Origin of the sequence: Leclercia sp. J807 (assembly GCF_009734465.1) — a bacterium.
In the GTDB taxonomy this organism is placed as follows: domain Bacteria; phylum Pseudomonadota; class Gammaproteobacteria; order Enterobacterales; family Enterobacteriaceae; genus Enterobacter.
The window spans coordinates 2,577,132-2,594,642 of record NZ_CP046446.1 but is presented as its reverse complement, the minus strand read 5'-3'; the positions used below and the strand labels follow the sequence as shown (position 1 = coordinate 2,594,642).

Genomic DNA, 17,511 nt, shown 5'->3' with positions numbered 1-17,511 from the left:
TGCCCGGTTTGATGAAGAAACATTCTTAACAATGATTCTCCCTTTGCTTCCTGCGTAATCCTGAATCTGGCTCGCTTTTATGCCCACGGACAATTAAAACATGGATGACGAACAACCAAGCCAGGTGCGCATCGGCGGCGACCCGCGCACGCTCGCAGATTATGTCGCTCTGCGTAATGAAATGAACAAACTCATTCATCCGGCACGTCCGGATGTGAACTGGCAACAGGCGGAACATCTTTGCCTGTCGCTTTTTGAACAAAACGGCATGGACCTCCAGACTGCCGCCTGGTACACCCTTGCCCGCACCCATCTCTCCGGGCTGTCGGGCCTGAACGAGGGACTGTCGATTGTGAACTCGCTGGTTACCCGGCACTGGGGCAATCTGTGGCCGCAACAGGTGCCCGTCCGGATGGAAATCCTCGCTACGCTCAGCAAACGGCTGAAACAGGCTCTACGATCCTGGCCCCTGACGTCTGCCGATCTCAGCCAACTGAACCAGACCCAGGAAAACCTGCTCACTTTGGACGAGACGTTAAGACGTCTGGAATTAACGCCTGTCAGCCAACTCGACACGTTGCGCAGTCATATCAATAGCGCGGCGGTGCGGCTGGGTAACAGCGATAAAATCGGTGAGAAGCCGGTTACCGCAACAGCTGAAGCGGAAACCCCTGCCAGCGGCAATCCCGGTGAGGCAGCCGGGTGCGTAAAAAGGGCGCATGAGCCTGAGCCGCTGCTGGAGGCAGTGAATGGATCCCCACCGCCCTTGAATCCCTGGAAGCCTTTCGCCGGCGGTATGGCGACCATGTTGCTGCTGGCCGGGATCCTGGCAGGGGGATGGCTGGCGATGCGCCAATCTGACCCGGCGCAGGAGCCGGTTGCTGTAACTCTTTCTCCCTTGCCAGCAACGCGTTCTGTCGATCGACGGCTCCACGCAACATCTGAAACAGATATTCGCCAGACACAGCACCAGTTAGAGCAGTTATTGCAGTTAAAGCCAGACTGGGCTCTCAGCTATGGCGATAGCCTGGTGCAGCAGGCACTCAGGCTATCGCCCGAAGAGGGCAAAGCTCTGGCGCATCAGTGGCACCAGCAAAAGGCGGCTTCTGCCCTGGCGCCAGAAAGCCTGACCGGCTGGCATCAAGGCGTGACGCAGCTTGAGCAACTGGCGAAGCGGCTTAACGCCCTGGATGAGCAGAAGGGTAAGTATATGACGGTCAGCGAACTGAAATCGGCGATTTTCGCCATCACGCAGTCGCTTAATCGCACCGTTCCGGTTGAGGAGCAGTTGCGCCAGCTCTCCGTTACCCCCGCAGAGCAAAGCAGTAATGCCGTCCGGCAGCGTCAGGTGGAACAGCATCTGCAGCAGCTGATTGCCTCTTATGCGGCGCTGAAACAAACCCCGGCTGAATAAAGCCGGGCAGCAAACCGCGCATAAAAAATACAGGAACCACAACGTGTCAGCCAGAGAACGTTTTTTCAGGAAAGTGCAGTTCAAAAACGACAGACAATCATCCGATATAAAATCCGCTGACGCTGAGGTCAGGGCATTCTGCTCACGAATGGATCTCCTTGCGCAGCAAATAAGCCAGTGGTTTGCGGGTTCCGGTATTGAGGTGACGTTAACCACCAAACATATCCACGACCTGAGCACGGTGGGCTACAGCCTGAACAGCGGCATATACCGTTATGACATCACCGCCATCCGGTTGCAGAACGGCGATCGTAGCGTCTCTATTCTTCCAGAGCAGCTCTGGAATGGCGCCGAGACGGGCATTGTGGCCCTGCATGTGGAGGCGCCTGGTTTCCGGCAGGTGTTTTATCTGAGCATGGCGCCGGAAGCGGGCTGGTTAATTCGACGTGAGTATCAGAGCGCAAAAGATAACGTGCTCATGACCGAAGAGCGCTTTTTTGAAGCGGTTGACAGGCTGGCCTGAAACCACCGAGCCTGTCCCGTCTCTCTTTAACCGCTTACTGCTGCAATACCTCAGCAAATTTCGCCAGCCACTGCGGATGGGCAGGCCAGGCGGGCGCGGTAACCAGATTACCGTCGACGTGCGCCTGATCGATGCCAATATCGGCATACTCGCCACCGCTGAGTCGGACCTCCGGCGCGCAGGCCGGGTAGGCGCTACAGGTTCGTCCTTTCAGGACGCCAGCGGCGGCCAGCAGCTGTGGGCCGTGGCAAACGGCGGCAATCGGCTTACCTGCCTTGTCAAAGGCCCGCACCAGTTCGAGTACCTGCTCATTCAGGCGCAGATATTCCGGGGCGCGTCCGCCGGGAATTAACAGGGCATCGTAATCCGCCTCTTTCGCCGCAGTAAAATCGGCGTTGAGAACAAAGCGGTGGCCAGGCTTTTCGCTATAGGTCTGGGCACCGTCAAAATCATGGATCGCCGTCATGATAAAATCACCTTTAGCTTTGTCAGGGCAGACCGCATCAACCTGATGGCCAATCATCTGCAAAGCCTGAAAGGGCACCATGGTTTCATAATCTTCCGCGTAATCGCCGACCAGCATCAGGATCTTCTTGCTCATCATCACCACTCCTCAAAAATAAAGTGAAAAACAGAGGACGCCAGCAGGCGCAGTTACGCTGCCAGCACTTTGTTACGACCATCATTTTTGGCGCGATACAGCGCATCGTCCACGCGCTTAAACAGATCGTCGATACTCTCATCCGGGTTATGCCGCGCAACGCCAATACTTACAGTAAAGCGGGGCAGACCGGGAATGGCAATGCGGGCGATTGCCGTGCGCAGGGTCTCTGCGATCTGCATGGCCGCATCCAGTGACGTGCGGGGCAGCAGCAGGACAAACTCCTCGCCGCCCCAACGGAACACGTAATCATCTTTACGGCTACCGCTTTCCAGCATCCGCGCGAGGGCAATCAACACCTCATCGCCTTTCTGATGCCCAAACAGATCGTTGATACGCTTAAAATGGTCGGTATCCACCAGCAACAGACTGAACTCCTGCTGTGCGGGCAGATGGTTTGGTGAGGTTTGATCGGTGAGGTGATAAAACTGGCGGCGGTTGAGCAGCCCGGTAAGCGAGTCGCGCAGCGCGGCGTGTTCAAGCTCCTGCTCAAGCCGTTTTTGCTCGGTGATATCATGAATGATGCAGAGCATCAGTTTATCACCGTAGATCTCAATGGGGCCGGCATAGGTTTGTACGTGCCGGGTCGTTCCGTCGGCAAGGCGATGGATAAAGTTAAGCGGTTTATGGCCGCCGGGCAGGCGCGCGATCTCCATCATCACCGGCATAATATTGCGTCCCAGCGTGTTGATCTCCCAGGTGTGCTTGCTGCACATCTCCTCGTGGCTATAGCCATAAAAATTCAGAGCCGCCAGATTGGCATCCACAATCAGGCCGTCGCGGGCAGGGTCGATTAACAGCATCGGGGCGCTGTTGGTCTGAAAAAAGCGGGCGTAGAAGCCCTGTTTCTTGCGCTGATAGGTGCCTGAACGGGTGGCTTTAAGACCCGTTACTGCCTGTCGGGCGATGCCTTCAAAGACAATCACTTCACCGATCGTGTCAAAAACGGCCAGCGAGAGGCGACAGGTGAGGCTGGTCTGCTGATCATCGACCCGCACGCTCCAGACTTCCACGATCTCCTGACGGGCTTTTAAATCGGGGACATACATCGCAAGCGTTGCCTGAGCGTGGGCCGAGCAGATGCCTTTACGCAGAATGTCCAGCGTTGCATCCTGCATGAGCATTTTGGCTGCCGTATTGGCGAACAGCACATCCTCCGTTACCGGGGATACCAACCATACGGGCGTTCTAAGCATATCCAGTGCATCAAACCCTGAGGGCGACATAGGTCAGTCTCATTTATTGCGCGTCAAATACCGGAGGGCCACGACGGCGCAGTACGCGTGGGCTTATCTGAAACATACTCTAGTTCATCCGATCGGACAGGATTTTTTTGTGATATGCGTATGAATTTCGTATTAATTTTACCAACTGGTAAGTTTTTATTCGTCGATGTCGCCTGAAACTAACTATTTAATTCAGTATCGGATCGCTGCTGTGAAAACATTAATCCTATTTTCGTTTCCCACACTGCTTAATTGAAGCATGGCTAAATATGCGCCAATGAAACTGGTTTGTGGCTTAAATTTAAGGATTGAAATAGCTATGCCAATCATTTATAGCGTCAGTGGTCAAGATAGCATACTGATTTTGAAAGAGTATTTGTTTCATATCGAAACTCATGAAATTAATGCCTTCCCTAACGCAAATTACGAAATGTTAAATATTAAAAGTTTATCTCTACGAAATCAGAGTGAAAAAATAAAAACTGAATGCTATATAGTGGTTACCTTCTGAAAATACCGTTGTAGGATCTATTATGCTTAGAAATATAAGTGTGAGGACTTTTATTCTGAGTTATCTGCTGGTTGTGTTTCTTGTCATTGATGGCTTGGTTATATTTTTAGCACCGCAAACATCGTTGTTAATATTGCTAAACTCTCTATTTCTCGTCGCGTGGGTATTTCTGTGGGTTTACATGACGCAATATCTGGTCGCGCCAATCAATACCGTCAAGAGGAGTATCGAAGAGGTTATTTCGGGCAATCTGGGGGTGAGCATCCCTGAATTTGGTAATAATTGTGCAGGCCGATTGATCCCAGGAATCAATACGTTGTCCAGCAATCTCGCTACGCTGGTGCGCGAGATCCGCTCTTCTTCTCATACCGCTATGACCCTGTCGGAACAGCTCGCCGCCCGCAGCACGGCGCTGGCCTCTAAAACCGAGCTACAGTCGGCGTCCCTGATTCAGACCTCCGCCAGCATGGAACAGATGGCCGTCACCACCAAAAATACGGCAGATAACACCCGTCTGGCCAATGAGAAGGCCAGTGCCGCCACGCTTCAGGCAACAAAAGGCGGCGAGCTGATGGGGCAGGTTGCCAACAATATGCGCTCCATTACTGAGTGTGCCCAGCAGATGACGGAGATCATCTCGCTGATTGATGGCATCGCCTTCCAGACCAATATTCTGGCGCTGAATGCTGCGGTTGAAGCCGCCCGCGCGGGCGATCATGGTAAAGGCTTCTCCGTCGTGGCGGGTGAGGTTCGTAGCCTGGCCCATCGCAGCGCCGAAGCAGCGAAAAATATCAAGTCACTCATCGATGTCACCAGCAGCAATGTCAGTCAGGGGGCGATGGTCGTCGCAGAGGCTGAAAAGAATATGCACGACATCGTCAGCGGTTCCGGGCAGGTCAGTAAGCTGATGGATGAGATCTCCACCTCTACCGACGAGCAGGAGAGGGGGATCGCCCAGATCACCCAGGCGTTGAGTGACCTGGAGCAGGTGACCCAGAGTAACGTGGTGATGGTTGAAGAGCTGTCAGGTTCATCAGCGGTACTGAAAAATCAGGTCGTTGAACTGCAAACCCGTACCCGTAACTTCCGTCTGGAGCCGGCATCCACTGCGCCTCTGTACGACGGTGTAACCTTACCCGCACGTGCCTGATAATAAAGCCTGGCTCGCCAGGCTTTATCATGGGAGCAAACGGTACCGGATTAATCTCTTTTATGAATAAATTCAGCGCGATGCCGGGAGAAAATGTTGCTTAAGCTAGCAGGGTGGCTAGACTGACAGCAAAGAACAGCTACTGGCGGAGGCGCTGTGGAAGGCATAAAAGGATCGGAAGTTAACGTTCCTGACGCAGTATTTGCGTGGTTACTGGATGGTAAAGGCGGGGCACGGCCCCTCACCGACGACGATACTATCGATCAGCAGCATCCCTGTTGGCTGCACCTGAACTATACCCACCCGGAGAGCGCCCACTGGCTGGCCTCGACGCCCTTATTACCCAATAACGTGCGTGACGCCCTGGCCGGTGAGAGCCTGCGCCCTCGCGTCACCCGCATGGGCGAGGGGACGCTGATTACGCTGCGCTGCATTAACGGCAGCACCGATGAACGCCCGGACCAGCTGGTGGCGATGCGCCTATACATGGACGAGCGGCTTATTGTCTCGACCCGGCAGCGCAAAGTCCTGGCGCTGGATGATGTCGTCGGCGATTTAAAAGAGGGCAGCGGTCCGCAAGATTGTGGAGGCTGGTTGGTGGACGTCTGCGACGCGCTGACCGATCACGCCAGCGAGTTTATCGAAGAGTTGCACGATAAGATTATCGATCTGGAAGATAATCTCATCGACCAGCAAATCCCACCCCGCGGTTTTCTGGCGTTATTAAGAAAGCAGCTGATTGTGATGCGCCGCTATATGGCGCCTCAGCGGGATGTCTATGCCCGGCTGGCGAGCGAACGGTTCCCCTGGATGAGTGACGATCATCGCCGCAGGATGCAGGATATCGCCGAGCGCCTGGGACGCGGGCTGGATGAAATTGATGCCTGCATCGCACGAACGGGGGTCATGACCGATGAAATTTCCCAGGTGATGCAGGAATCGCTCTCCCGCAGAACCTACACCATGTCGCTGATGGCGATGGTCTTTTTGCCCAGCACCTTCCTGACAGGTCTGTTTGGCGTCAACCTGGGAGGGATCCCCGGCGGCGATTTCCGCTTCGGCTTCTCACTGTTTTGCATCATGTTAGTCGTTTTGATTGGTGGTGTTGCATGGTGGTTGCATCGCAGTAAATGGTTGTAAATTTACATTTTTTCGTCGCCATGAATTTCTTAAAACGCCATTTTAATTGAGCGAAGTCAAAAAACGATTTACCCATAAGGTGCAATATCTCTCCCGCAGGTGAATGCAACGTCAAGCGATGGGCGTTGCGCTCCATATTGTCTTACTTCCTTTTTTGAATTACTGCATAGCAAAATTGATTCGTACGACGCCGACTTAAATAAGTCGGCTTTTTTTTGCCTGCAACTCAGCAGCGTCTACCCTAAAAGAGAGATTCCCGTTCTTCTGGAGGGTTATATGGCCATGCTTTTATCACTGCTGCTGCAACCCCTGCGGCAATCGGACCCGGTGCCTACTGATCCGGTGCCGGTTCCCGATCCGATTCCACGCCCACAGCCGATGCCGGATCCACCACCGGATGAAGTGCCGATTAAAATGTCGCATCAGAGGCGGAGATCTGCGAGGATACGCGCCTGCTGACTGTGAGTCTTTTACCGCGAGAATAACTGTGACTGCTTTTTCAACGCTGAACGTACTGCCTGCCGCCCAACTCGATAACCTGAACGAGTTGGGTTATCTGACCATGACCCCTGTACAAGCTGCCGCGCTGCCAGCGATCCTGGAAGGACGCGACGTCCGTGTGCAGGCCAAAACCGGCAGTGGTAAAACGGCTGCCTTCGGTCTTGGGCTGTTACAGCAGATTGATGCCACGCTGTTTCAGACGCAGTCGCTGGTACTTTGCCCGACGCGCGAGCTGGCGGATCAGGTAGCAGGAGAGTTACGTCGCCTGGCGCGTTTTCTGCCGAACACCAAAATTTTGACCCTCTGCGGCGGGCAGCCGTTCGGCGCCCAGCGTGACTCTTTGCAGCATGCCCCGCATATCATCGTCGCTACGCCGGGCCGTCTGCTCGACCATCTGCAGAAAGGCACCGTCTCGCTTGATGCACTGCAAACCCTGGTCCTGGATGAAGCCGACCGGATGCTCGACATGGGCTTTAGCGATGCCATTGATGAAGTGACTCGCTTTGCGCCGCCAACGCGCCAGACGTTGCTCTTCTCCGCCACATGGCCGGAGGCGATCGCCGCCATCAGCGGACGCGTGCAGCAAAATCCGCTCGCCATTGAAATTGATTCTGTGGACGCGCTGCCCGCTATTGAGCAGCAGTTCTTCGATACCACCCAGCGGGGCAAAATCCCACTACTGCAAAAACTGCTCAGCATTCACCAGCCTGCCTCCTGCGTGGTGTTCTGTAATACCAAAAAGGATTGCCAGGCGGTATGCGATGCGCTGGCCGAGGCCGGACAGAGCGCCCTGGCGCTGCATGGCGATCTGGAGCAGCGCGATCGTGACCAGACCCTGGTACGTTTTGCCAACGGTAGCGCCCGTGTGCTGGTCGCCACCGACGTCGCCGCCCGCGGCCTGGACATTAAATCCCTGGAGCTGGTGGTGAACTTCGAGCTGGCCTGGGATCCGGAGGTGCATGTTCACCGTATTGGCCGTACCGCGCGAGCCGGTAACAGTGGCCTGGCGATCAGCTTCTGCGCGCCAGAGGAGGCACAGCGTGCCAATATTCTGGCAGAGATGCTGCAAATCAAACTGAACTGGGTTGATGCCCCGGCAAACGTCATCATTACGCCGCTGGCGGCAGAGATGGCAACGCTCAGTATCGACGGCGGTAAAAAAGCCAAAATGCGTCCCGGCGATGTACTGGGGGCGCTGACCGGAGATATCGGCCTGGACGGAGCAGACATTGGTAAAATCGTGGTGCACCCGGCGCATGTGTATGTGGCGGTGCGTCAGTCTGTCGCGCAGAAAGCGTGGAAACAGCTGCAAAACGGCAAGATCAAAGGCAAAAGCTGCCGCGTTCGTCTGCTGAAATAAGCGGGCGGGAGCGTCTCAGCATGAATGCTGAGACGCTTAAAAATCATTTCACTTCGATAACGTTCAGGCGCATCTCATCGAGCTGGGTATCATCCTCTTCTGGCTGCCAACCCGCCGGTTTCATCGGGATCTCTTCGCGGTCAAACGCCAGATCGCCGCCGTTTACCACTTCAGAACCGTGCTGAATTCCTTTGAAATCAAACAGGTTGATATCGCAAAGGTGCGAAGGCACCACATTCTGCATCGCGCTGAACATGGTTTCGATCCGGCCTGGATAGCGCTTATCCCAGTCACGCAGCATGTCGGCAATCACCTGACGCTGCAGGTTTGGCTGTGAGCCGCACAGGTTGCATGGAATGATCGGGAAGGCTTTGGCCTCGGCAAAACGTTCGATATCTTTTTCGCGGCAGTAGGCGAGCGGGCGGATCACAATGTGCTTCCCGTCGTCGCTCATCAGCTTCGGTGGCATACCCTTCATTTTGCCGCCGTAGAACATGTTCAGGAACAGCGTCTGTAAAATGTCATCGCGGTGGTGACCCAAGGCAATCTTGGTTGCACCCAGCTCGGTCGCGGTACGGTAAAGAATGCCGCGGCGCAGGCGGGAGCAGAGCGAGCAGGTGGTTTTCCCTTCCGGGATCTTCTCTTTAACGATGCCGTAGGTATTCTCTTCGACAATCTTGTACTCGACGCCCAGCTTCTCCAGATACTCCGGCAGGATATGCTCCGGGAAGCCCGGCTGCTTCTGATCCAGGTTGACGGCCACTAACGAGAAATTGACCGGCGCGCTTTGCTGAAGATTGCGCAAAATTTCGAGCAAGGTGTAGCTGTCTTTGCCGCCAGACAGGCAGACCATGATGCGGTCGCCTTCTTCAATCATGTTGTAATCGGCAATGGCTTCACCCACATTGCGGCGAAGACGCTTCTGAAGTTTGTTGAGGTTATACTGTTCTTTCTTGGTAATATCTTGATTTTGCGACATTTAATAGTGGCTCAATTCGTTTGTGGCTAAAGCAGCTCAGGCGGCTCACCCATTAAGAAGGGGGGCAGCAGGTCAACATGAAAAAGTATGGCGTGTATGGTACGGATTACGGCGATGAATGTCAGCACGTTTTACAGCGCGTAATCACGCTGTTCCACAAGGTTGGGTTTTTTGCCGTTTGCCGCTTGGCTCTATTTTGATAATCAACGCTATAGTAGTAGTCCATCCACAACAACGGGAGGTACTCATGCAGTATGTTGAAAAAGATGACCCGCGCGAGGCGCCGGAATCAGGTGATAAAAAACCTCAACCCGTCAAAAAATAGCTGACCGTGAGTTGTACCCGCGCCACCAGTATTAACTGGTGGCTTTTTTATCGCTTCTCCCCGCCACATACCTCCCCAACGTTGTCTCTGTGTAGCTCAGTAACTCGTACTGTATCTGTCCCGCTCACTCACCATAAAGACGCATAGGCCATTAATAATTGACCCTGTACGATTGAGAAGTGGCAGGTAACAGAGACGATGGTGAGTAAAAACAGACTAATACGATGAGGTGATAACGATGGGCAAACAGTGGCAACTGATCGTGGGTATATTCATTTTGATCGCAGTGTCTTCATTCGCCCGGGCGAACACCACCGCAATGGGGCTGACGTTAGGCAAAACCACGGTACAGCAATTCATTAAAGCCTATCCCTCGTCCCTGCATGAAGGGCGCAGTAAGTGGAGCGACGGCGACATATTCTCTATTCCGAACCGGGAGCTGGGTCTGGAGGGAGTGAAAAACAACGCGGTGATCTTCAATAAGGGCGGCAAAATTACCGCCATTATGCTTGAGCTGGATAAGAGCCGTTTTGATGAAATCGAGAGTATGCTGGCGCATAAGTATGTGGTGGTGAAAAAACAGATCTCCTTCGCCGGTGATAAATACGCCAAATACCAGAATGATGAAGATTTAATCGAACTCGACGCCCCCTATTTATCATCCGTCATGAAGCTCACCTATTCAGAACAGATTTTTCAGGAGGCATATCTGAAAAAGAGCGCGGAGGAATATATCCGGCGCTGACGGGGAGCCTGGCGTACACTTAGCCAGTACGCGGCGTGCCGTCACGCCGCCTGTGAGCATGGTCAACGCAAGGAGCCTGTAATGGCGAATAGAGTTTCTGCTCAGTGTCACTGCGGCGCGGTCCGGTTCACCGTCGAGCTCTCTGACGGGTTCAACACCATCCGACGCTGCAACTGCTCATACTGCCGAATGCGTGGGGCGATTGCGGTTTCCGCGCCATTATCTGGCATCACTATTATTCAGGGCGAGTCGCTGCTGACCGAGTACAGGTTTAACACCCAGACGGCGGCGCACTATTTCTGTTCGGTCTGTGGGATTTACACCTTCCACCAGCGGCGCTCAAATCCAAATCAGTATGGCGTCAACGTAGCTTGCATTGAAGGCGTCTCGCCGTTTGATTTCCCTGAAGTGTTGGTAATGGAGGGGCGGGTTCACCCTAACGATGGCGGAGGAGGCGTTGCCGGCGTGCTGAGCTATCGCGAAACGGGTACAGCAGAAAAGTAATCGCTGCCAGGTTCAGAAGGGCAGAAACACAACTATTTTTGTCTCACTTGCCTGAGCGGTGCAACAAAGCAGGTAATGACGCAATAGCAGAATATTGAAACGCCAGACAGGAATAATAAAGAGGCTGGGAGTTTTGCCAATATAAATAGTTAGCCCGCGTCGTAACGCGGGCTAATTTCATCAGAACTGGTAAACCAGACCTAATGCTACGATGTCATCGGTGCCGATGCCATTGTCTTTGTAGAACTGATCGTCTTCGTCCAACAGGTTAATTTTATAATCAACGTAGGTAGACATATTTTTGTTGAAGTAGTAAGTCGCACCCACTTCAGCATATTTAACCAGATCCTGATCGCCCTGACCGTTATCAAGATCTTTACCTTTTGACTGCAGATAAGAGACTACCGGACGTAGGCCAGAATCGAACTGGTACTGAGCGGTAACTTCAAAGTTCTGGGTTTTTTCGGCTACAGTGTTTGCTTTTTTACCGTCACCATAAGGCGTCATGTTGCGGGTTTCAGAATACATTGCCGCCAGGTAGATGTTGTTGGCATCATATTTCAGGCCGGTAGTCCAGGCATCCGCTTTGTCGCCGTGCGCAGTGGTATTGCTAACCTGGTCGTTGGTACGGTCAGAAGAGGCATAGGCCGCTGCTGCGCTGAATCCCATGCCGAAGTCGTAAGAGGTAGAGATACCGAAGCCGTCACCGTTCTCATGACGCACGTCACGACCGTTGTTGGTGCCTTCGTTACCGTTACCGGCATCTTCGTTGTTGCCCTGGTACTGCAGGGCGAAGTCCAGACCTTCAACCATGCCGAAGAAATCGTTATTACGGTAGGTCGCCACGCCGTTCGCACGGCCGGTCATGAAGTTGTCGGCTTTGGAGTAGGAGTCGCCGCCGAACTCTGGCAGCATATCGGTCCAGCCTTCCACGTCGTACAGCACGCCGTAGTTACGGCCATAGTCAAATGAACCGTAATCACCGAATTTCAGACCGGCAAACGCCAGACGGGTCCAGGACTGATTTTCAGAGCCTTCGGTATTATTGGCCTGGATATTATATTCCCACTGGCCGTAGCCGGTGAGCATATCGTTAATCTGCGTTTCGCCTTTAAAGCCCAGACGGACATAGGTCTGGTCGCCGTCTGCACTGCTGTCGTCAGAGAAATAATGCAGGCCGTCCACTTTACCGTACAGATCTAATTTATTGCCGTCTTTATTATAAATCTCTGCTGCATTTGCTGCGCCAGCCATTAAAAGAGCTGGGATTATCAGAGCCAGTACTTTTCTTTGCATTGTGACTAATCCTTACGCTGTGTTTTTATTTGAATGTTTTTAACTTTCCGCTGAACTTCCTACGCTGGAAAGATGTCTCATGCTAAATCACTCTCTCTTTTAGCGATAAAACATAATTGTTACCAGGTAAGTAAAATCTAAAGGAATTACTGCCAGAGAAATGATGATAAATATGGTGAATGTATTTAATTAACCCATATAAAAGTAAAATTACTCTTTCTTCTCTAAAATCAGTACACTCGGCGGCGTTATATGCCTGTAGTTATTTTTCCGTTTATAGCATAAATAACTTTTTAATATTTAAACTGTTATTTATTACTGAACAGGAGCCGCCCGCCAGACACTTTCTGGCGGGCTTTTTTTATAGGTAAAGAAAAGCCCGGACATGCCGGGCTTCGGGTTATTCGCTGGCCGACTTTTCGGCTTTCCCGGCAAGCTGCGCCAGGAAGTCATAGCGTTTTTGCAGATCGGCGGCGGCATCTTTCCACAGCTGCTCAGCCACCTCGGGCTGCTGAGCGTTGAGGCGACGGAACCGCTGTTCCTGCATCAGCGTCTCTGCCAGCGCGTCTGACGGTGGGCGGGAATCCAGCGCCAGCGGCAGTTTGCCCTCATCGGCACGACGCGGATCAAAGCGGTAGAGCGGCCAGAAGCCGGTCGCGGTCAACTGGCGCATCTGATCGTGGCTCAGCGCCAGATCGTATCCGTGCTCTTCGCAAGGGCTGTAGGCGATAATCAGCGACGGGCCAGGGTAGGCTTCCGCCTCCTGGATCGCTTTCACCGTCTGGTTCAGCTGCGCCCCCAGCGAGATCTGCGCCACATAAACATGACCGTACATCATCATGCTGACGCCCAGGTCTTTACGCGCCTTGCGTTTGCCATGCTCGCCAAACTTGGTCACCGCCCCCAGAGGCGTCGCCTTCGACGCCTGGCCGCCGGTATTGGAGTAACACTGGGTATCCAGCACCAGAATGTTCACGTTCTCTGTCAGGCTGAGAACATGGTCCAGACCGCCAAAGCCAATGTCATAGGCCCAGCCGTCACCGCCAATCAGCCAGATCGATTTCTCGACCAGCGCATCGGCATCGGTTAACAGCTCTTCTGCACCTTCCACGCCCGCCAGCGCCTGACGCAGCTCGGCCACCTGCTGACGACGTACATCAGGCGTTGCCTCGCTGTGCAGGGCGCTGTTCAGCTCCGCCGGGATCGTATCGGCGAACTGTTCCAGCAGACGCATCACCCGCACGCGGTGTTGATCCACCGTCAGGCGGAACCCGAGGCCAAACTCAGCGTTATCTTCGAACAGCGAGTTCGCCCACGCCGGGCCGCGTCCATTGGCATCGGTGGTGTACGGCGTTGACGGCAGATTGCCGCCATAGATCGACGAACAACCGGTGGCGTTGGCGATCAGCATCCGGTCGCCATACAGCTGGGTCAGCAGCTTGATGTACGGCGTCTCGCCGCAGCCGGAACAGGCGCCGGAGTACTCGAAGAGCGGGGTGATCAGCTGCGAGGTACGAATATCGATGCGCTCAAGGCTGTTGCGATCGATCTCCGGCAGGTCGAGGAAGTAGTCGTAGTTCACTTTCTCCTCTTCCACATGCTCAAGGCGCGACATCATGTTGATGGCCTTGATTTCCGGGTTCTGCCTGTCTTTCGCCGGGCAGACCTCCACGCAGAGGTTACAGCCGGTGCAGTCTTCCGGGGCCACCTGCAGAACATATTTCTGGCCGCGCATATCGCGGGATTTTACATCCAGAGAGTGCAGGCTGGCCGGGGCAGCTTCCATGGCTTCAGGGGAGACCACTTTGGCGCGGATGGCGGAGTGCGGGCAGGCCGCCACGCAGTGGTTACACTGGGTGCACAGCTCCTCTTTCCAGATTGGGATCGCTTCAGCGATATTGCGTTTTTCCCAGCGGGTGGTTCCCATCGGCCAGGTACCGTCCGGCGGCAGGGCGGAGACGGGGAGAGCATCGCCCAGACCGGCCAGCATCGCGGCGGTGACGGTTTTCACAAAGTCTGGTGCGGCGTCCGACACCACCGGCGGACGGTTCGGGCTGTGGGCGTTGACCGGCTGCAATGGCACTTCCGCCAGCGACTCCCGCGCCAGCGCCAGCGCCTGCCAGTTGCGCTCCACCAGCTCCTGCCCCTTGCTGCTGTAGCTTTTGGCGATGGCCCCCTGCAGCTCCATCAGGGCGCTGTCGCCGGGCAGGATGTGGGTCAGATGGAAAAAGGCCATCTGCATCACGGTGTTTATACGCGCGGCCAGGCCGCATTCGCGGGCGATTTTCGCCGCGTTAACGATCCAGAACTTCGCTTTTTTCTGGTTCAGCACCGCCTGCACTTCCTGCGGCAGGCGCGCCCAGACCTCATCGGCGCTGTAAGGGGTATTGAGCAGGAAAATCCCGCCCGGTTTGAGACGCTCGGCCATCTGGTATTTGTCGATAAACTGCAGCTGGTGGCAGCCGACGAAATCGGCCTGCGACACCAGATACGCTGAACGGATCGGCTGTTCGCTGACGCGCAGATGGGATACCGTAAGCCCCCCGGCTTTTTTCGAGTCATAGACAAAATAGCCCTGGGCATACCACGGTGTGGAATTACCGATGATCTTGATGTTGTTCTTGGTCGCCGACACGCTGCCGTCGCTGCCCAGACCGTAAAAGAGGGCTTCCAGCTTCGCGGTTGACGGCAGGGTATTTTCCGGTAGCGACAGCGACAGATTGGTCACATCGTCATAGATACCAACGGTAAAGCGCGGCTTCGGCTTCGCGGCGCTCAGCTCGTTAAAGATGGCCAGCACGCAATCCGGGCCAAACTCTTTCGACGACAGCCCGTAGCGTCCGCCAATCACCCGCGGTAACGTCTCGCGCTCGCCGCCATTAAAGGCTTCCGCCAGGGCGGTCATCACGTCCAGATAGAGCGGTTCGGCCTGCGCGCCGGGCTCTTTGGTGCGGTCCAGCACCGCCACAGATCGCGCGCTTTCCGGCAACACCGCCAGCAGATGTTTGGCCGAGAACGGACGGTAGAGACGCACCTTCAGCACGCCCACCTTTTCGCCCCGGAGCAGCAGTTCATCCACCACCTCTTCACAGGTGCCGATGGCAGAACCCATGATAACGATGACGCGTTCCGCCTGCGGGTGGCCGTAATATTCAAACGGCTTGTACTCACGCCCGGTGGCGGCGGCGAAGTCGGCCATCGCCTGGTCCACATGGTCATACACCGCGTCATACCACGGGTTGGTCGCCTCGCGGGACTGGAAATAAGTATCGGGGTTAGCGGAGGTGCCGCGGATCACCGGATGCTCCGGATTCAGCGCCCGGGCGCGGTGGGCATTAATCTCCGCCTGGGGAAGAAGGGTGCGGATCGTCTCATCCGAGAGCGAGACAATCTTATTTATCTCGTGGGAGGTGCGGAAGCCGTCGAAGAAGTGGATAAACGGCACGCGGCTTTTCAGCGTCGCCATATGTGATATCAGCGCCAGATCCTGCGCCTCCTGCACGCTGCCGGAGCAGAGCAGGGCGCAACCGGTCTGGCGAACGGCCATCACGTCAGAGTGATCGCCAAAAATCGACAGGGCATGGGTGGCGATAGTGCGCGCCGCGACATGCAGCACGAATGGCGTGAGTTGTCCCGCCAGTTTGTAGAGCGTCGGGATCATCAGCAGCAGACCCTGCGACGACGTAAACGAGGTGGAGAGCGCGCCGGTCTGCAGTGCGCCGTGAACGGTGGCAATCGCCCCGGCCTCCGACTGCATCTCAACCACGCGAGGGGTATCACCCCAGACGTTTTTCAGCCCGTTACCGGCCCAGGCATCGGCCTGTTCCGCCATGGTCGAGCTGGGTGTAATGGGGTAGATGGCGATCACTTCACTGGTGCGAAACGCGACGGACGCGACTGCGCCATTGCCGTCAATAGTTTGCATATGACACCCTTACATTGCGCAAAGAAAGAGGGACCCGTAACGCATCGGCGGGTCCTGTAATTATCTTGTGAGTTTAGCAAAGGGGCGCTGAAACGATTTTCGCTTTTGTGTCCTGCTTATTGACGCTACCAATGGCTCGATCAAACTTTTGCGTAAAAATAGCGAACAAAACGTTTTACAACACGGAAAATCGTGGTTTCGCTCTCGACGGACGCGGACGGGGTGCCTATTATGCATAGGTTTTGCAATTCAACGAGGGGAGAGATTATGCGCGCAGCATTTTGGGTTGGGTGTGCCGCTTTGTTACTGTCGGCCTGCAGCAATGAACCTGTTCAGCAGGCAACCGCCGCGCACGTCGCGCCGGGGATGAAGGCGGCGATGTCCAGTTCGGGCCAGGCGAATTGCGCCATGATTGGCGGTTCGCTGTCCGTTGCGCGTCAGCTCGATGGCTCCGCCATCGGCATGTGTGCGCTGCCTAACGGCAAACGCTGCAGTGAACAGTCGCTTGCCGTGGGATCGTGCGGCAGTTACTGATTATTCTGCGCGTTTGAAGACCAGCGTCGTCTCGGCCGTCGCCAGGGTTAATACATCTTCCGTCAGATCCACCTCTGTGCCGCTGCGCAGCATCGTTCCGATGGCGTGATCCAGTTCATTGAGCTGGGGTTCGGTGCAGAGCTTACGCGTCATGGCGAGATCGTTGACCTTCAGCTCGCCATCGGAGAGCTTGCCCTGGCCGCTGAAGCGGTTGCACATCACTCCTGAGACCGCCATTTTTTCGCCAAAGGTGATTTCCGGCGGCGTGGTGACCGGGGCGACGGCGGTGCCGTTGATGCTTTGCAGCACAAAGCGGTGCTGCTGGAGTTGTTCTTCCTGGACAGAGGCTTTTCCTGGGTTAACACAGCCTGTCAGCGCCATGCTGAGGAGTGTTACTGCGACGAGCGTTTTCATGTTTCTTCTCAATATATTCACTTCATAAATAGCTAATGCATAGTCTATTGCGCTGGCGGGGATTGTCTTGCGGGTTAATCTGAAATGTAGGGAGATGGGTTTGGGGTTGGGGCTTGGGGTTTGGGTTTTGTAGGCCCGTGCAAGCGTAGCGCCGCCGGGCAATGCACGGAATAACATGTTGCGGTGGAGGTGGTTCCGTTCACCTTGCGTTCGCTGCTTCTCTGTAAACCACGTCACCGGTGAACGTGTTAAGGGGGCTATCGCCGCCCCCTTAACAATCCCGGCTCCCGGCAAGAAAATCGC

At 54.9% G+C, this 17,511-nt stretch carries 16 protein-coding genes; 10 read left to right on the top strand and 6 right to left on the bottom strand.

Annotated elements, in window-relative coordinates:
- Positions 1-100: 100 nt before the first annotated feature.
- Positions 101-1,414 (top strand): VasL domain-containing protein, encoded by a 1,314-nt coding sequence (locus GNG26_RS12445; protein WP_156238998.1) that lies wholly within the window; start codon positions 101-103, stop codon positions 1,412-1,414.
- 148 nt (positions 1,415-1,562) lie between these two features.
- Complete coding sequence (locus GNG26_RS12440; RefSeq protein ID WP_370463855.1) at positions 1,563-1,937, top strand: hypothetical protein; 375 nt, start codon at positions 1,563-1,565, stop codon at positions 1,935-1,937.
- 34 nt (positions 1,938-1,971) lie between these two features.
- Here GNG26_RS12440 and GNG26_RS12435 read toward each other — a convergent pair whose 3' ends face one another.
- Together GNG26_RS12435 and GNG26_RS12430 are read right to left on the bottom strand one after the other, a co-directional pair.
- The gene (locus GNG26_RS12435; RefSeq protein ID WP_114317080.1) at positions 1,972-2,538 is read right to left on the bottom strand and encodes a DJ-1/PfpI family protein; all 567 of its coding nucleotides are present in this window, start codon (positions 2,536-2,538) and stop codon (positions 1,972-1,974) included.
- A gap of 53 nt (positions 2,539-2,591) precedes the next feature.
- A complete protein-coding gene (locus GNG26_RS12430; protein WP_156238996.1) occupies positions 2,592-3,824 on the bottom strand; it encodes a sensor domain-containing diguanylate cyclase in 1,233 nt (410 codons plus the stop codon).
- Positions 3,825-4,357: 533 nt separating this feature from the next.
- On the opposite strand from GNG26_RS12430, the gene GNG26_RS12425 reads away from it, so the two are divergent.
- The 4 genes from GNG26_RS12425 (at position 4,358) to dbpA (ending at position 8,486) form a co-directional block, all read left to right on the top strand.
- Positions 4,358-5,485 carry a methyl-accepting chemotaxis protein gene (locus GNG26_RS12425; RefSeq protein ID WP_156238995.1) on the top strand — a complete coding sequence of 376 codons (1,128 nt, stop codon included), beginning with the start codon at positions 4,358-4,360 and terminating at the stop codon, positions 5,483-5,485.
- Between the two features lie 156 nt (positions 5,486-5,641).
- On the top strand, positions 5,642-6,625 hold the full coding sequence (gene zntB / locus GNG26_RS12420; RefSeq protein WP_103822182.1) for a zinc transporter ZntB: 984 nt from the start codon (positions 5,642-5,644) through the stop codon (positions 6,623-6,625).
- A gap of 282 nt (positions 6,626-6,907) precedes the next feature.
- Entirely contained in the window at positions 6,908-7,084 is a 177-nt protein-coding gene (locus tag GNG26_RS22755) for a hypothetical protein (protein ID WP_269776161.1), read from the top strand.
- A 28-nt stretch (positions 7,085-7,112) separates the two neighbouring features.
- Positions 7,113-8,486 (top strand): ATP-dependent RNA helicase DbpA, encoded by a 1,374-nt coding sequence (gene dbpA / locus GNG26_RS12415; RefSeq protein WP_156238994.1) that lies wholly within the window; start codon positions 7,113-7,115, stop codon positions 8,484-8,486.
- A gap of 43 nt (positions 8,487-8,529) precedes the next feature.
- Here dbpA and ttcA read toward each other — a convergent pair whose 3' ends face one another.
- Positions 8,530-9,465: a tRNA 2-thiocytidine(32) synthetase TtcA gene (gene ttcA / locus GNG26_RS12410; RefSeq protein ID WP_103822179.1), complete on the bottom strand. Its 936-nt coding sequence runs from the start codon at positions 9,463-9,465 to the stop codon at positions 8,530-8,532.
- 247 nt (positions 9,466-9,712) lie between these two features.
- On the opposite strand from ttcA, the gene GNG26_RS22705 reads away from it, so the two are divergent.
- The 3 genes from GNG26_RS22705 (at position 9,713) to GNG26_RS12395 (ending at position 11,039) form a co-directional block, all read left to right on the top strand.
- Positions 9,713-9,790 carry a hypothetical protein gene (locus GNG26_RS22705; RefSeq protein ID WP_225759512.1) on the top strand — a complete coding sequence of 26 codons (78 nt, stop codon included), beginning with the start codon at positions 9,713-9,715 and terminating at the stop codon, positions 9,788-9,790.
- 238 nt (positions 9,791-10,028) lie between these two features.
- Positions 10,029-10,535 carry a hypothetical protein gene (locus tag GNG26_RS12400; RefSeq protein ID WP_156238993.1) on the top strand — a complete coding sequence of 169 codons (507 nt, stop codon included), beginning with the start codon at positions 10,029-10,031 and terminating at the stop codon, positions 10,533-10,535.
- A gap of 81 nt (positions 10,536-10,616) precedes the next feature.
- On the top strand, positions 10,617-11,039 hold the full coding sequence (locus GNG26_RS12395) for a GFA family protein (protein WP_103822177.1): 423 nt from the start codon (positions 10,617-10,619) through the stop codon (positions 11,037-11,039).
- A gap of 180 nt (positions 11,040-11,219) precedes the next feature.
- Here GNG26_RS12395 and ompC read toward each other — a convergent pair whose 3' ends face one another.
- Entirely contained in the window at positions 11,220-12,335 is a 1,116-nt protein-coding gene (ompC, locus tag GNG26_RS12390) for a porin OmpC (protein WP_156238992.1), read from the bottom strand.
- 400 nt (positions 12,336-12,735) lie between these two features.
- Complete coding sequence (gene nifJ, locus GNG26_RS12385; protein ID WP_156238991.1) at positions 12,736-16,260, bottom strand: pyruvate:ferredoxin (flavodoxin) oxidoreductase; 3,525 nt, start codon at positions 16,258-16,260, stop codon at positions 12,736-12,738.
- 267 nt (positions 16,261-16,527) lie between these two features.
- Here nifJ and GNG26_RS12380 point away from each other — a divergent pair, with 267 nt between their 5' ends.
- The gene (locus GNG26_RS12380; RefSeq protein WP_103179824.1) at positions 16,528-16,794 is read left to right on the top strand and encodes a DUF333 domain-containing protein; all 267 of its coding nucleotides are present in this window, start codon (positions 16,528-16,530) and stop codon (positions 16,792-16,794) included.
- Here GNG26_RS12380 and hslJ read toward each other — a convergent pair whose 3' ends face one another.
- Complete coding sequence (gene hslJ, locus GNG26_RS12375) at positions 16,795-17,208, bottom strand: heat shock protein HslJ (RefSeq protein WP_156238990.1); 414 nt, start codon at positions 17,206-17,208, stop codon at positions 16,795-16,797.
- Positions 17,209-17,511 lie beyond the last annotated feature (303 nt).

What these genes read in the sequence shown, in the direction of transcription:
- GNG26_RS22755 (WP_269776161.1), top strand. Translation starts at nt 6,908, where the DNA reads ATGCTTTTATCACTGCTGCTGCAACCCCTGCGGCAATCGGACCCGGTG.
- nifJ (WP_156238991.1), bottom strand. Translation starts at nt 16,260, where the DNA reads ATGCAAACTATTGACGGCAATGGCGCAGTCGCGTCCGTCGCGTTTCGC.
- GNG26_RS12425 (WP_156238995.1), top strand. Translation starts at nt 4,358, where the DNA reads ATGCTTAGAAATATAAGTGTGAGGACTTTTATTCTGAGTTATCTGCTG.
- GNG26_RS12440 (WP_370463855.1), top strand. Translation starts at nt 1,563, where the DNA reads ATGGATCTCCTTGCGCAGCAAATAAGCCAGTGGTTTGCGGGTTCCGGT.
- ompC (WP_156238992.1), bottom strand. Translation starts at nt 12,335, where the DNA reads ATGCAAAGAAAAGTACTGGCTCTGATAATCCCAGCTCTTTTAATGGCT.
- hslJ (WP_156238990.1), bottom strand. Translation starts at nt 17,208, where the DNA reads ATGAAAACGCTCGTCGCAGTAACACTCCTCAGCATGGCGCTGACAGGC.
- GNG26_RS22705 (WP_225759512.1), top strand. Translation starts at nt 9,713, where the DNA reads ATGCAGTATGTTGAAAAAGATGACCCGCGCGAGGCGCCGGAATCAGGT.
- GNG26_RS12430 (WP_156238996.1), bottom strand. Translation starts at nt 3,824, where the DNA reads ATGTCGCCCTCAGGGTTTGATGCACTGGATATGCTTAGAACGCCCGTA.
- GNG26_RS12380 (WP_103179824.1), top strand. Translation starts at nt 16,528, where the DNA reads ATGCGCGCAGCATTTTGGGTTGGGTGTGCCGCTTTGTTACTGTCGGCC.
- ttcA (WP_103822179.1), bottom strand. Translation starts at nt 9,465, where the DNA reads ATGTCGCAAAATCAAGATATTACCAAGAAAGAACAGTATAACCTCAAC.
- GNG26_RS12445 (WP_156238998.1), top strand. Translation starts at nt 101, where the DNA reads ATGGATGACGAACAACCAAGCCAGGTGCGCATCGGCGGCGACCCGCGC.
- GNG26_RS12400 (WP_156238993.1), top strand. Translation starts at nt 10,029, where the DNA reads ATGGGCAAACAGTGGCAACTGATCGTGGGTATATTCATTTTGATCGCA.
- GNG26_RS12435 (WP_114317080.1), bottom strand. Translation starts at nt 2,538, where the DNA reads ATGAGCAAGAAGATCCTGATGCTGGTCGGCGATTACGCGGAAGATTAT.
- GNG26_RS12395 (WP_103822177.1), top strand. Translation starts at nt 10,617, where the DNA reads ATGGCGAATAGAGTTTCTGCTCAGTGTCACTGCGGCGCGGTCCGGTTC.